The 12,763-nt window shown below is 68.6% G+C and carries 13 protein-coding genes; 7 read left to right on the forward strand and 6 right to left on the reverse strand.

All coding sequences use genetic code 11. The features are described 5' to 3' along the window. Positions 1–7 precede the first annotated feature (7 nt). Both U5O44_RS19550 and rarD read right to left on the reverse strand, forming a co-directional pair. Complete coding sequence (locus tag U5O44_RS19550; RefSeq protein WP_416222225.1) at positions 8–1,315, reverse strand: TAXI family TRAP transporter solute-binding subunit; 1,308 nt, start codon at positions 1,313–1,315, stop codon at positions 8–10. 80 nt (positions 1,316–1,395) lie between these two features. After that, on the reverse strand, positions 1,396–2,295 hold the full coding sequence (gene rarD / locus U5O44_RS19555; protein ID WP_322590064.1) for an EamA family transporter RarD: 900 nt from the start codon (positions 2,293–2,295) through the stop codon (positions 1,396–1,398). A gap of 149 nt (positions 2,296–2,444) precedes the next feature. Between rarD and U5O44_RS19560 the strand changes: the two genes are divergently transcribed. Further along, positions 2,445–3,554 (forward strand): S1C family serine protease, encoded by a 1,110-nt coding sequence (locus U5O44_RS19560; protein ID WP_322590065.1) that lies wholly within the window; start codon positions 2,445–2,447, stop codon positions 3,552–3,554. Between the two features lie 20 nt (positions 3,555–3,574). Here the strand turns inward: U5O44_RS19560 and U5O44_RS19565 are convergent, their stop codons facing one another. Genes U5O44_RS19565 through tolQ form a run of 4 tightly spaced genes read right to left on the reverse strand, consistent with a single transcriptional unit; the run spans position 3,575 to position 6,073 of the window. Then, on the reverse strand, positions 3,575–3,853 hold the full coding sequence (locus U5O44_RS19565; RefSeq protein WP_322590066.1) for a GNAT family N-acetyltransferase: 279 nt from the start codon (positions 3,851–3,853) through the stop codon (positions 3,575–3,577). 20 nt (positions 3,854–3,873) lie between these two features. After that, on the reverse strand, positions 3,874–4,896 hold the full coding sequence (gene tolA, locus U5O44_RS19570; protein ID WP_322590067.1) for a cell envelope integrity protein TolA: 1,023 nt from the start codon (positions 4,894–4,896) through the stop codon (positions 3,874–3,876). A gap of 6 nt (positions 4,897–4,902) precedes the next feature. Beyond that, positions 4,903–5,349, reverse strand: a complete 447-nt coding sequence (locus U5O44_RS19575; protein WP_322590068.1) for an ExbD/TolR family protein — start codon at positions 5,347–5,349, stop codon at positions 4,903–4,905. Between the two features lies 1 nt (position 5,350). After that, positions 5,351–6,073, reverse strand: a complete 723-nt coding sequence (gene tolQ / locus U5O44_RS19580; RefSeq protein ID WP_322590069.1) for a protein TolQ — start codon at positions 6,071–6,073, stop codon at positions 5,351–5,353. A 333-nt stretch (positions 6,074–6,406) separates the two neighbouring features. On the opposite strand from tolQ, the gene hsdR reads away from it, so the two are divergent. The 6 genes from hsdR (at position 6,407) to U5O44_RS19610 (ending at position 12,684) form a co-directional block, all read left to right on the forward strand. Beyond that, positions 6,407–8,515: a type I restriction-modification system endonuclease gene (hsdR, locus tag U5O44_RS19585; RefSeq protein ID WP_322590070.1), complete on the forward strand. Its 2,109-nt coding sequence runs from the start codon at positions 6,407–6,409 to the stop codon at positions 8,513–8,515. Positions 8,516–8,550: 35 nt separating this feature from the next. After that, positions 8,551–9,876, forward strand: a complete 1,326-nt coding sequence (locus tag U5O44_RS19590; RefSeq protein WP_322588457.1) for an IS4 family transposase — start codon at positions 8,551–8,553, stop codon at positions 9,874–9,876. A 5-nt stretch (positions 9,877–9,881) separates the two neighbouring features. Next, positions 9,882–11,225: a type I restriction-modification enzyme R subunit C-terminal domain-containing protein gene (locus U5O44_RS19595; protein ID WP_322590536.1), complete on the forward strand. Its 1,344-nt coding sequence runs from the start codon at positions 9,882–9,884 to the stop codon at positions 11,223–11,225. A gap of 116 nt (positions 11,226–11,341) precedes the next feature. Then, complete coding sequence (locus U5O44_RS19600; protein ID WP_322590071.1) at positions 11,342–11,695, forward strand: hypothetical protein; 354 nt, start codon at positions 11,342–11,344, stop codon at positions 11,693–11,695. Between the two features lie 12 nt (positions 11,696–11,707). After that, complete coding sequence (locus tag U5O44_RS19605) at positions 11,708–12,274, forward strand: type II toxin-antitoxin system MqsA family antitoxin (RefSeq protein ID WP_322590072.1); 567 nt, start codon at positions 11,708–11,710, stop codon at positions 12,272–12,274. Further along, positions 12,265–12,684 carry a hypothetical protein gene (locus U5O44_RS19610; protein WP_322590073.1) on the forward strand — a complete coding sequence of 140 codons (420 nt, stop codon included), beginning with the start codon at positions 12,265–12,267 and terminating at the stop codon, positions 12,682–12,684. Before U5O44_RS19605 ends, U5O44_RS19610 begins: the two co-directional genes overlap by 10 nt. The last annotated feature ends 79 nt before the right edge of the window (positions 12,685–12,763 follow it).

Here is a 12,763-nt window from a genome sequence, read left to right on the forward strand (position 1 = left end):
GGCGGGTTCAGGTCGGAGGGGTGGCGGGCTGGCCATCGAGCCGCTGGCGCACCAGCGTGATGTGGCTGCGCAGCGAGTACAGCTCGTCCGCATAGGACAGCGGCACCGGCAGGCGCTCCACCAGCTCCTCGATGCGGTCCAGGTCGCTGTGGAGCAGGTCGCGGCTGCGGGTGCGGTCGGTGATGTGCTGCTCGATCTCGCGCAGGCTGCCGTACCAGCGGAAGATGCGCGAGCGGATGCGGAAGTTGTAGAGCGGCGGCACGACCCGTGACAGCGGAATCAGCACCGCGATGATCGACACCAGCACCACCCACATCCGGTCCACCAGGTTCGCCATCCAGAAGCTGACATGGCGCTGCAGCGTCGGCTCGCCGGTGGCGTAGAAGCGCTGGGCTTCCGGCGCGAGCGGGTAGTCGCCACCGACACCTTTGGGGAACTCGCCCTTGGTCTGGAACCAGTTCGGCTCGCCGTGGACCTTGCGCGCGGCCTGCACCAGCAACTGCTGCAGCGCCGGGTGCGTGTCGTCGCGCACGACCAGCATCGCAGTGGCCGCCACCAGCCGCACGTCCTGCGCCGGCAGATCCTGCGCCAGATCGACCACCCCGCGCGGCAGCCCGACTGGCGATACCTGCGGGACGCGGCGCGCATAGGCCTCGGCCTGCGCGAAGTCGAGCAGGCGGATGCCGGGCGTGATGAGCAGCATGCGCACGATCGGCGATTCAGGCGCCGAGACCATTGCCATCGCGTCGATCTCGCCCGCCAGCAGCGCGACCACCGCCGGCGTGGTCGCCAGCCGGGTCAGCGGCATCGAGGCAGTGTCGAGCCCGTTGGCGTCGAGCAGGCGGCGCATCAGGTTGGTCACGCCGCTGCCGTCCTGCCCGACGTTGAGCCGCCAGCCGGCCATCTGCGACAGGCTGTCGAGCGTCTCGCGGCCGAGCCTGGCCTTGGCCGTGTCGTCGCGGTAGAACACCCAGACCGGCTCGCGGAACAGGCTGCCCAGGCTCAGCAGCGTGTCGTCGGGCGCCTCGTCGCCGAGCTGCACCTCGTCGGAGCCGCCCTGCACGAAGGCGGCGTCCACCTCGCCGCGCTTGAGCAGCTGCAGGTTCTCCAGCGAGCCCTGCGTCGGCTTCAGCACGACCTCGATGCCGTGCTTTTCGAGCGCCTGCCGGTAACGCTGCCCGAACTCGGCATACGCCCCCTGCGCCGTGCCGGTGGCCAGCACCATGCGCCGCGGCGGGTTCGGGTCCAGCATCACATAGGCCATCCACACCAGCCCGACCGCCAGCAGCAGCACCGGGCCGCCGGTGATCAGCATTTCCTTCAGCGAGATCAGCGCCGAGCGCACCCGCAGCAAGGCCGCGTTGGTGTGTCGATTCAGAGGGCGGGTCACGGTGGTCACGGTGGTGATGGGGTTGGCAAGGGCGAAGGGGTTTGACGGCTGCGCCACCAGAGTTCGGCGCTGAAGAGGGCGCAGGCGACCCAGATGATGACAAAGCCCTGTGCCCGCGCACCGGCAAAGGGTTCATGGAACAGCCACACACCCAGCGCGAGCTGGATCGTCGGCCCGATGTACTGCAGCATGCCCAGCAGGCTCAGCGGAATCCGCCGCGCCCCGCCCGCGAACAGCAGCAGCGGCACGGCGGTCAGCGGCCCGGCCGCCATCAGCAGCAGCTGCTGGTCAAGTGTCGCACCCGGGAAAGCCGATTGTCCTTGCGTGAGCGCCCAGCCCAGGCCCGCGAGCGCCAGCGGTCCGAGCAGCAGTGTCTCCAGCGTCAGCCCTTCGAGCGCGCCGAGTGTGGCCGTCTTGCGCAGCAGGCCGTAGGTGGAGAAGCTCGCGGCCAGGATCAGCGCGATCCACGGCGGCGTGCCCTGCGCCCAGGTCAGCCAGGCCACGCCGGCCGCCGCCGTCGCCACCGCCGCCCACTGCACCGGCCGCAGCCTCTCCTTGAGCACCAGCCAGCCCGTCAGCACATTGACCAGCGGCGTGATGAAGTAGCCCAGGCTGGCGTCGACCACGCGGCCCTGGGTGACGGCCCAGATGTAGACGTACCAGTTCGTGCCGATCAGCGCCGACGAGGCCAGGAACAGCCCGAGCACCCGCGGCTGGCGCAGCGCCGGTCCGAGCCAGGCCCACTGCCGCCGCAGCGTCAGCACCCCGACCAGGAAGGCCAGCGACCACACGACCCGGTGCGCCAGCACTTCGAGTGCGACCACGCCGTGCAGCAGCCTGAAATACAGCGGAAACAGTCCCCAGATCACATAGGCAAGGGACGCCTGCAGGACGCCGCGGCGCATTAGGCGGGGTGGGGCAGCGCGGCCCGGACAGGTTTGGACATGGGCCGAGGATACCCGCCGTGCGGGTGTCCGTCTGTCACGGCCGGGATTCTTGGAGTGGTGACAGAATGCAATGGAATTACCCTGAATTGCCCAGGATTGGACGCACCATGACGATCAATGTGAACAAGGATCCCGACCACAGCCGCGCGCAGGCCCGCAGCATGTGTGCGGTGATGGCCTTGGCGCTGGTCTGGCCGCTGGCGGCATGCGGCCGGGAAGACACGTCGGCGGCGCCCCGCCCGGTGGCGGCGCGTGGCGCGCTGCAAGCGGAAGAGCAGGCCGTCGTGACCCTGTTCGAGCAGTCCGCGCCGTCGGTGGCCTACATCACCACCGAGACCGTGCAGCGCGGCACCTTCGGCGGTGCGGAGGTCAGCCAGGGCGCCGGCTCCGGCTTCGTCTGGGACGCCAGCGGGCATGTGGTGACCAATTTCCACGTCGTCAAGGGTGCGCGCAAGGTCTTCGTGCGGCTGGACGCCGGCAAGCCGATCGAGGCCGAGCCGGTGGGCGGTGCGGCCGAGTACGACCTCGCGGTGCTGCGGCTGAAGACAGTGCCGAAGAACCTGCGGCCGGTGCCGGTGGGCACCTCGCGGGATCTGCGCATCGGGCAGACCGTCTACGCCATCGGCAACCCCTTCGGCCTGCAGCGCACGCTGACCAAGGGGCTGGTGAGCGCATTGGACCGGGAGCTGCCGACGGCGAATTTCCGCGAAGTCGCGGGCGTGATCCAGACCGATGCCGCGATCAACCCGGGCAATTCCGGCGGGCCGCTGCTCGACAGCGCGGGGCGGCTGATCGGGGTGAACACGGCGATCCGCTCGGCCAGCGGGAGTTCGTCGGGCATCGGCTTCGCGATCCCGGTCGATCTGGTGAACCGGGTCGTGCCGTCGCTCATCAACCGGGGCCACGCGCCGCTGCCAGGCATCGGCGTCACGCCGATCTCGCCGGACCAGGTGGCGCGGGCGGGGATTTCTGGTGTGGTGCTCGGTGCGGTCGGGCGCGGATCGCCGGCCGCCTCGGCCGGGCTGGTGCCCTACAACCCGCAGAACGGCGATCTCGGCGACGTGATCGTCGGCGTCAACGGCAAGCCGGTGCAGACGCTGTCCACATTTGTCGGCGAGCTGGAGCGGGCGGGGATCGACGCGACGGTGGAGCTGAGCGTGCGGCGCGGCGACAAGGAGCGCAAGGTGCGGGTGAAGGTGATCGACCTGCGGGCGTGAGCGGGTCGAGTGTCCGGGCGTCAGTCGCTCTGACGCACCGACAGCTCAGGATGGCGGCGCAGGTACACCCGCACATACGAACAGCTCGGCCGCACCGCCAGCCCCTCGGCGGTGGCCCATTCGAGCGCGGCCTGCACCAGCGCCGCCGCGATGCCCCGGCCTTCGAGCGCCCGGGGCACGCCCGTGTGGTGGAAGTCCACCAGGCCCGGGCTGCGGCGGTAGGCAGCCACGCAGAGCAGGCCGTCCACCGTCGTCTCGAAACGGGACGCGGCTTCGTTGTGGGTCACGGGATAGTGCATGGCGGTCGGGGCTCGTCGGTTCAGCGCTCGGAGGCGGTCCAGGGAATGTCGATCACCGGTGGAACCCGGCTGTCGATGTCGCGCGGCACGACGCCTGCGCGGTCGATGGCGTCCAGCACCGCCTGGTCCCAATCGGCCTGGCCGCTGGACTTGATGAGTTCGCGCGAGAGGATGGTGCCGTCCGGAGCGACCCGCAGGCGCACCACGGCCGGGGTCGAGCCGATGTTGCGGCCGGTGTAGACCAGCTTGGGCTTGAGGTAGGCGCGCAGGCGGCCGGCGTAGCCGGCGGACGGGCCGGAGGACTGCGCGGCCGTGCCGCCACCGCTGCTGCTGCCGGTGCCGGTCGTGGCGCGGGCGGGTGTGGGCGGCGCGGCGGCGTCGCTGCCTTCGCCGAGCTGCTGCTGCAGGCGCTTGAGGTTGTCCTCGCGGGCCTTGGCGGCTTTCTCCTGCTGGGCGGCTTCCTTGGCTTTCTGGGCGGCAGCGGCCTTGCGCTCGGCTTCCTTCTGGAGCGCAGCCTGCTTCTCGGCCTCTTTCTGAGCGGCCTTCTCGGCTGCTTTCTGGGCTGCTTTCTGGGCGGCCTTTTCCTGTTCGCGTTCCTTGGCGGCTTTCTCGGCCTTTTCACGCCTGGCCTGTTCCGCCTCCTCGGCCTCGCGGCGGCGCTTGTCCGCCTTTTCGCGTGCGATGTCGGCTTCGCTCGGCTCGGGTGGGGGCGGGGGCTGGGTCACCTTGGGGGCGGGCGGCGGCGCAGGCGGCGGTTTGACGACCGGTGCAGGAGGCTCGGGCACCGGAGGCGGCGTGACCGGCACTGCCTGGGCCTGCGGCGTGGGGGCTGGCGGCGGGGCGGCGGGTGCGGCCTGCTGCGGCACGGCTGACCACAGCTCCGCAGTCACCGTGGCGATTTCCTCGCGTTTCCACGCCACCCCAGAGGCCAGCGCCGCGATCAGTCCCACATGCACGATCACCGCCACGGTCGTGCCCAGTCGCAGGCTGTCGGCCGAGGGCGGGTTGCGCACCGGGTCGTTCGGGATCGGCGGTCGGGCCATCGTCGCTCAGGCCCCGGTGGTGCGCACAGCCAGACCGACCCGTGCGATGCCCGCCTTCTGCAGCGTGTCCATGACCTTCACGACGGCTTCGTACTGCACGCCCTTGTCCGCAGAAATGATGACTGGCGTCTGCGCCGCATCGGCTCCGCTGCCTTGCAGCGCCTTGATGCGCCGGGCGAGCTGCGGCAGGGCGATGCGTTCGCCCTCGGTGTCCGCCTTGCCGTCGACCTTGATGCGCAGCAGCTCGCCCGCGTCGAGCTGCACCTCGACGATGCGGTCCGGCTGGCGCTGGGCCTTGCCGACGGTGGGCAGGTCGATCACGCCCGGCGTCATCAGCGGCGCGCTCACCATGAAGATGATCAGCAGCACCAGCATCACGTCGATGAACGGCACCATGTTGATCTCGTTGATGGTGCGGCGGCGGCCCCCGCCGCGGCTGCTCACGGCCGGCATGTCAGAGCCGGCCCGGTGCGGAGACCGGGGCAGAGGCGGCAGCGCCGACCGACTGGTTGGCGTTGCGGGCCAGGATGTTGGAGAACTCTTCCATGAAGTTGTCCTGCTGCATCGCGATGCGGTCGATGTCGCGCGCGAAGCGGTTGTAGGCGATCACCGCCGGAATGGCGGCGAACAGGCCGATCGCGGTGGCCACCAGCGCCTCGGCGATGCCCGGGGCCACGGTGGACAGCGACACCTGCTGCACGTTCGCCAGCCCGGTGAAGGCGTGCATGATCCCCCAGACCGTGCCGAACAGGCCGACGTAGGGCGATACCGAGCCGACGGTGGCGAGAAACGACAGGTTCGACTCGACGACATCCAGCTCACGCTGGCAGCTCGCGCGCATCGCGCGGCGGGCGGCGTCCAGCAGCGCGCCGCCGTCGCTCACCCGGCGTTCGCGCAGCTTCAGGAACTCGCGCATGCCGGCGGTGAAGATGCGCTCCATCGGGGCGGCGTGCTGCGCGTTGCGCTCGCTCTGCTGGTAGAGGTCGTTGACATGGCGGCCGGACCAGAAGTCGCGCTCGAACTGGTCGTTGCCCTGGCGCACCTTCTTCAGCCCGACGATCTTGCTGAAGATCACCGCCCAGCTGGCCAGCGAGACCGCCAGCAGGACGGCCATCACGAGTTGCACCACCACGCTGGCGTGGAGGATCAGTTGCAGGATGTCGAGGTCCTGGTTCATGGGGTTCCGATCGTGTCGAGGAGGTGGGGGGGAATGCGGCGCGGACGCAGCGTGTGCGCGTCCACACAGCCGACGCGGATGCGGCCTTCGGCGAGCACCTCGTCGCCGCGCAGCGCTTGCTGGTCGAGCGTCAGGCTGGCCTTGCCCGCGTTGGTGGGCCGGCGTGTTAAACACCCATGGACATCACCAGAATGTCTTGAAAATAGGCGCTTTTTGCGGGCGAAGCACTGTCCACACATCGGGCGCGATTGTCGCCTACTTTGCCAAGACGCCTCCGAGCACACGACACCAGTGGCGCCGGAGGCTGATCCCATAGAGAGGGAGGGGGAACACATGACGGGTCCGAGCAACTTCGCATTCCTGGTCGAGCACTCGACGCTGCTGGCCGATCTCGGCGCCACGGCCGAGCGGCTCTACCCGTTCGACCCGTCGAGTTGCGTGCTCAAGCTGCGCCTGCTGGCTGAGGCCATCACCCGTGACATCGCCGCCCGTGTCGGCGTGGCCCTCGTGCAGCCGACCCAGGCCGAACTGCTGCGCGCCGTGGATGCGCGGCTGGGCATGGACGCCCAGGTGCGCCAGCTCTTCCACCTGCTGCGCCGCACCGGCAACGCCGCCGCACACGAGGTGCAGCACGGCATCGGCTACCGCGAAGGACTGGAAGCCCTGCGTGTGGCGCGGGAGCTGGCGGTCTGGTTCCACCGCACCTTCGGCTCGAATCCGTCGTTCCAGCCCGGCCCCTTCCGACTGCCGGACGACCCGAGCCAGAAGCTGGCCACGCTGCAGCAGCGCTTGGCGCTGGCCGAAGCAGAGAACCAGCGCTATGCCGCCCTGCAAGCGGAGTTCGAGTCCCGCCTGAACGCCCAGGCGCAGCGCACCACCCAGTCCGTCGGCAGCGAGACCCTGGCCGGCTATTCCCGCCGTGCCGCCGAAGCCGCCACCCATCTGCAGATGGACGAGGCCACCACCCGGCTCGTCATTGACCTGCAGTTGATCGAAGCTGGCTGGGACGCCGACACCACCCGACTCACCCACGCCAGCGGCGCCCGACCCGAGCGCGGCCGGTACAAGGCGATTGCGGAATGGCCCATGGGAGGCCGGCAATCGGCCGACTACCTCCTGTTTGCCGGCCTGACGCCGATCGCCGTGGTCGAGGCCAAGCGCCAGAACATCCAGGTCGCCGGCAAGATCGGGCAGGCCGAACGCTACGCCCGCAGCCACACGCCCGAGGCCCATCTGCCGACTGCCTGGCAGCAGGAAGGCCGCACCGAGCCTTGGCCGGACGGTCAGGGCGCGCACTTCCACATCCCCTTCGTCTATTCGAGCAACGGCCGGCCCCAGGTCAAGCAGTTGGCCGAGGTCAGCGGCACCTGGTTCCGCGACGTGCGTGCGCCGTCGAACACGGCCCGCTCGCTCCCCGGTTTCCATTCGCCTCAAGGGCTGCTCGATCTGCTGCAGCGCAGCCGGGAGGCGGCGGAAGCGCGCCTGCAGGCCGAACCCTACGGCTACCTGCAACTGCGCGACTACCAGGTGCGCGCCATCGGCGCCGTCGAAGCGGCGCTGGCCGACCACCGCCGCAACTGCCTGCTGGCGATGGCCACCGGCACCGGCAAGACGCGCACGATCATCGGGCTGGTCTACCGGCTGCTCAAGGCCGAGCGCTTCAAGCGCATCCTCTTCCTCGTGGACCGCACGGCGCTGGGGCAGCAGGCCCAGGACGCCTTCAACGAAGCCCCGCTGGAATCGAATCAGCCGCTCAGCAAGATCTACAACATCGCCGAACTGGGCGACATGGCCGCCGAGGCGGAAACCCGTGTCCAGGTTGCCACCGTGCAGGCGATGGTCAAGCGGCTGTTCGGCAGCGACAACCCGCCCCCGGTGGACACCTACGACTGCCTGATCGTGGACGAGGCCCACCGCGGCTACACGCTTGACCAGGAGATGACCGAGGGTGAGCTGGCCCTGCGCGACCACGCCCAGTACCTGTCGAGCTACCGGCGCGTGCTCGACTACTTCGACGCCGTGCGCATCGGCCTGACCGCCACCCCGGCGCGCCACACCACCGAGATCTTCGGCAAGCCGATCTTCACCTACTCCTACCGCGAGGCCGTGGCCGAAGACTGGCTGATCGACCACGAGCCGCCGATCCGCTACCAGACCCTGCTGAGCCAGAAGGGCATCCACTTCGACAAGGGCGAGCAGGTCGAGGTGCTGCACCTGGACACGGGCGAGATCGAGGCCGCCGAACTCGACGATGAACTCGACTTCCAGATCGAGAGCTTCAACCGCAATGTCATCAACGAACACTTCAACCGCGTCATCTGCGAACAACTCGCCCAGGAGATCGACCCCTTCAGCGCCATCCCTTTCAAGGTGAGTCCCCCCAGAGTCGGTAAGCTGCAGGAAGGAAAGGCCAACAGGAGACTGAGATCTGGGAAGCGGTGATTGAGCGGTTCGAGCAGCAGACGCCGGCGAGCGTGATGGCGCGCATGGTTCTGGAGGAGGCGCTGCCGGCGCAGTGGATCGACGAGGTGTTCGAGGCGCACCGCGGGCAGCAGTACGCCAGGACGCTGATGTTCTCGACGGTGGTGGAGTTGATGACACTGGTGACGCTGGGGCTGAGGCCGTCGCTGCACGCGGCGGCCATGCAGAGCCGAAGTTTGCCGGTGTCGCTGGCGGCGCTGTACGGGAAGGTCAGCGGGACGAGGCCGGAGTTGCTCAGGGCGCTGGTGCAGGGCAGCGCGCAGCGGCTGGGGCCGGTGATGGGCAGCCTGGACAGGCCGAGGAGTTTGCCGGGGTGGAGGCTGAGGGTGGTGGACGGCAACCACCTGGGGCGCAGCGAGAAGAGGCTGGGGGTGTTGCGTGGTCGGCGTGGCGCGGCGCTGCCGGGGCACGCGCTGGTGGTGTACGACCCGGACGAGGCGCTGGTGCGGGATCTGGTGGCGTGCGAAGACGCGTACGAGAGCGAGCGGGTGGGGGTGATGCCGCTGGTGGCGGGGGCCGAGCCCGGGGATCTGTGGGTGGCCGACAGCCACTTCTGCACGCGCGCACTGCTGCAGGGCTGGCAGGACGCGGCGGCGAGCTTCATCGTGCGTGAGCATGGGCGCCACCCGAGGGTGGGCGAACGCGGGGCGTGGAGCGAGGCGGTGCGCATGGACACGGGCTGTGTGCGGGAGTGCGCCATCACGCTGCGGGCCGTGCGCGGGCAGGCACAGCCCTGCACGCCGTGGCGCTGCATCGAGATCGAGCTGGACGAGCCCACCGAGTCGGGCCGCACGACACTGAGGCTGTGGAGCAATCTGCCCGCGACGGTGGAGGCGACCACGATCGCTGCGCTGTACCGCAAGCGCTGGCGCATCGAGGGCCTGTTCGGGCGGCTGGAGTCGGTGCTCGACAGCGAGATCAAGACCCTGGGGCACCCGCGCGCGGCGCTGCTCGGGTTCACCGTGGCGGTGCTGGCCTACAACGTCCTGGCGCTGCTGCAGGCGGTGATCGAGCAGGCGCACCGGCCCGCCCTGCCCGAGCTGGAGGTCTCCACCTTCCATCTGGCGCAGCACGTCAAGCAGGGCTTCGAGGGCCTGCTCGTGGCGGTGCCGGCCCAGTGCTGGTCCGATCGGGCCGAGCCTTCGCCCGAACGCCTGGCGCGGCGCCTGCTGGAGCTGGCCATGCACCTGCCGGCCAAGAAGCTCGCCACGGCCAAGCGCGGGCCCAAGGTGGCCGCCTCCAAGGGTTGGGTCGATGGCCGAACTGCCCGATCTCATTTCTCCACCGCTCGACTTCTCAAGGCTTCCGGGCGATCACCTTGAAAGGGATGCCCTTCAGCGCCGAGAAGGCGCTGATTTTCTGCGCCACCGATGCGCACGCCGACATGGTCAAGCGGTTGCTCGACGAGGCGTTCCGGGCGGTCTATCAGGACGACTACAACGAGGCGGCGGTGCGCAAGATCACGGGTGCCAGTGACAAGGTCGAGCAGCTCATCCGCCGCTACAAGAACGACGCGCTGCCCAGCATCGCCATCACCGTCGACCTGCTGACCACCGGCATCGACGTGCCGGCCATCTGCCACCTGGTGTTCATGCGGCGGGTGAAGAGCCGCATCCTGTACGAGCAGATGATCGGCCGGGCCACGCGGCGCTGTGACGACATCGGCAAGACCGTGTTCCGCATCTACGACCCGGTCGATCTCTATGCCGCGCTGGACCCGGTCAACACCATGCAGCCGCTGGTGAAGGATCCGAACGTCACGCTGGCGCAACTGGTCGATGAGCTGCGCAACCCGGCCAGCCTGGCGCTGCCCGGCAGCCAGCCTGAGCGCAGCCATGCGCATGACGTGCTCGACCAGCTCGGCCAGAAGCTCATGCGCGTGCTGCGCACCGCCCGCCACCAGGCCGAGCAGCCGACCGAGAAGGGCGCCAAGCTCAAGGCCCGGCTGGATGCGCTGGAGCAGCAATGGGGTGTGCCACCGGAGAAGCTGCACCAGCATCTGCACAGCCTCGGGCCACAGCCCGCGGCCGAGTTCCTGGGCCAGCACGCCGGTCTGCTGAACCAGCTCACCGAGGTGCGTGTGCTGATGGGCTCGGCCTTCGGTCCCATCCTGTCCAGCCACGCCGACGAGCTGGTCGCGCGGGAGCAGAGCTGGGGCGCCTACGCCAAGCCGGAGGACTATCTGGACAGCTTCAGCCGCTTCGTGCGCGAGCAGGTCAACCAGTCGGTGGCGCTGGCGGTGGTGGTCAACCGGCCGAAGGATTTGACCCGCGAGCAACTGCGCGAGGTGCGGCTGCTGCTGGACGCCAATGGCTACAGCGAGGCGCAACTGAAGTCGGCGTGGCGCCACCGCAGCCAGGTCGAGATTGCCGCCAGCATCGTCGGCTACATCCGGCAGGCCGCGCTGGGGGAGGCGCTGCTGCCTTTCGAGCAGCGGGTCGCACAGGCCATGCAGCGGGTCTACGGCCTGCGCACCTGGACACCGGTGCAGCGCCGGTGGCTGGAGCGGCTGGCCAAGCAGCTCACGCACGAGGTCGTGATCGACGCGGCCTTCGTCAACCGCGCCTTTGCCGAGCAGGGCGGGCAGCGTGGGCTGGACCGCCAGCTTGGCGGTGCGCTGACACCGGTGCTCGCCACCTTGGCAGAGGCGCTCTGGCAGAACGCAGCGTGACAATGTCCAGCTTTTGCGGTGGCATGGTCAGCGTCTACTCGGGGTAAGTTACCATCATGGTAATAAGAAATGTTCTTTCGGAGTACAGTTCCACTCCACCCGATCAGCCCGGCCGGATGAAGGTGGATACAGATGGGCCGCTGTATGACCTGGCCCGCGTCAAGGCCCTGGCGGCAAACGAAGACCAGATCCTCCTGTGGACCGCCAAATGCCGGAAGGATGTGCTCAACCTGTTCGAGAGCGATCTGGTGCAGGTGGCCGAACTGATTCAGGCGCTGACCACGGCCGACTACATCGACTCCGAGTGGTGCGAGAACGGCCAAGGGGCGCTGGCGGCGTGCGATGCCTATCGGATCCGTCGCCAGGAAACGATACCGGCGACCGGCAGGTCCATGACGGTGTCGTACTTTGTGAAATTCGCCATTGGCAAGACAGGTCGGCTGGTGCTGATGGTGTCCTGCCATGTTTGAGGAGGTGTCCTGATGGATACACAAGAACTCTGCCCGCTGTGTGGCGAAGGCCATGTGACCCAACAGGTCGAGCAAGTCGAGACCGACTACAAGGGCCACCAGACGCTGCTGCCCCAGCATTTCCTGCTGTGCGACCACTGCGGCTCCGACTTTGCAGGCGCGGCTCAGGCCAAGCTGAACAAGCGTGCCCTGATGGCCTGGCGCAAACAGGTGGATGGTCTGCTGACGGGCGCCGAGGTCGCCGCCCTGCGCGATCAGTACCACCTGACGCAAGCACTGGCTGCGCGCCTCTTTGGTGGCGGTCCGGTGGCGTTCAGCAAGTACGAGAACGATGACGTCGTCCAGTCCGAATCCATGGACACGCTGCTGCGTCTGGTGCGCCGCAGCCCGGAAGCCTTTCGGGCGCTGGCGGAAGAGAAGGGCATGACCGACGAACTGGTGCTGACGCGCCCGGTCCGCCATGTGACACGGTCGGCCACGGTGATTTCCATCAACCGCCGGCAAGAGGATCCTTCTCCTCACTACGTCCCCAGGGAGTTCAGAACCTTCACGGCAGCAGGAGTGCAGTCATGCAAGTAGCCGAATGGCGTCCCAGGCTGATCACGTTCCGTGTGGAGGCTTTCCAGTCCGACAACCGGGTGGAAGACAGCGGATCACCCTGGTCGCTGGAACTCCAGCAGGAGATCCAGGTCGGCCTGGCTGTTCCCGCGGATTCCAGCGGGCCGCTGCAAGCCATCGTCAAGATCACCCTCGGCGCGCAGGCGCACAGTCAGCAAGCCGCCAGCCAGACCGCTTCTTTCAAGGGCGAGTACACGGCCAAGTTCCACTACCCGCCGGGCCTCGCCGAGACGGTGGTGGCACCTTTGCTGGACCAGGAGCCGCACCAGTATCTTCTGGTCGCACAGGCATTCCCGCTGGCCATGAGCCACTTCCGGCGCGAGTTGCAGTCCACGGGCTTCGACGCACGGCAGTTGCCGCTGGGCGTGTGACGTTCCATTGGCCTGCTCGCTGCGCCTGAGACCAGACAGCGGTTCTTCATCCTGAGCCTGGGTGCGGTTTGCCGCGTCC

The sequence above is a fragment of the Sphaerotilus sp. genome, assembly GCF_034519685.1.
Taxonomy (GTDB): domain Bacteria; phylum Pseudomonadota; class Gammaproteobacteria; order Burkholderiales; family Burkholderiaceae_C; genus Sphaerotilus.

Excerpts from the sequence above, each read along its gene's own strand:
- U5O44_RS19550 (WP_416222225.1), bottom strand. The coding sequence starts at position 1,315 with ATGCTGATCACCGGCGGCCCGGTGCTGCTGCTGGCGGTCGGGCTGGTG.
- rarD (WP_322590064.1), bottom strand. The coding sequence starts at position 2,295 with ATGCGCCGCGGCGTCCTGCAGGCGTCCCTTGCCTATGTGATCTGGGGA.
- U5O44_RS19560 (WP_322590065.1), top strand. The coding sequence starts at position 2,445 with ATGACGATCAATGTGAACAAGGATCCCGACCACAGCCGCGCGCAGGCC.
- U5O44_RS19565 (WP_322590066.1), bottom strand. The coding sequence starts at position 3,853 with ATGCACTATCCCGTGACCCACAACGAAGCCGCGTCCCGTTTCGAGACG.
- tolA (WP_322590067.1), bottom strand. The coding sequence starts at position 4,896 with ATGGCCCGACCGCCGATCCCGAACGACCCGGTGCGCAACCCGCCCTCG.
- U5O44_RS19575 (WP_322590068.1), bottom strand. The coding sequence starts at position 5,349 with ATGCCGGCCGTGAGCAGCCGCGGCGGGGGCCGCCGCCGCACCATCAAC.
- tolQ (WP_322590069.1), bottom strand. The coding sequence starts at position 6,073 with ATGAACCAGGACCTCGACATCCTGCAACTGATCCTCCACGCCAGCGTG.
- hsdR (WP_322590070.1), top strand. The coding sequence starts at position 6,407 with ATGACGGGTCCGAGCAACTTCGCATTCCTGGTCGAGCACTCGACGCTG.
- U5O44_RS19590 (WP_322588457.1), top strand. The coding sequence starts at position 8,551 with ATGGCGCGCATGGTTCTGGAGGAGGCGCTGCCGGCGCAGTGGATCGAC.
- U5O44_RS19595 (WP_322590536.1), top strand. The coding sequence starts at position 9,882 with ATGCCCTTCAGCGCCGAGAAGGCGCTGATTTTCTGCGCCACCGATGCG.
- U5O44_RS19600 (WP_322590071.1), top strand. The coding sequence starts at position 11,342 with ATGAAGGTGGATACAGATGGGCCGCTGTATGACCTGGCCCGCGTCAAG.
- U5O44_RS19605 (WP_322590072.1), top strand. The coding sequence starts at position 11,708 with ATGGATACACAAGAACTCTGCCCGCTGTGTGGCGAAGGCCATGTGACC.
- U5O44_RS19610 (WP_322590073.1), top strand. The coding sequence starts at position 12,265 with ATGCAAGTAGCCGAATGGCGTCCCAGGCTGATCACGTTCCGTGTGGAG.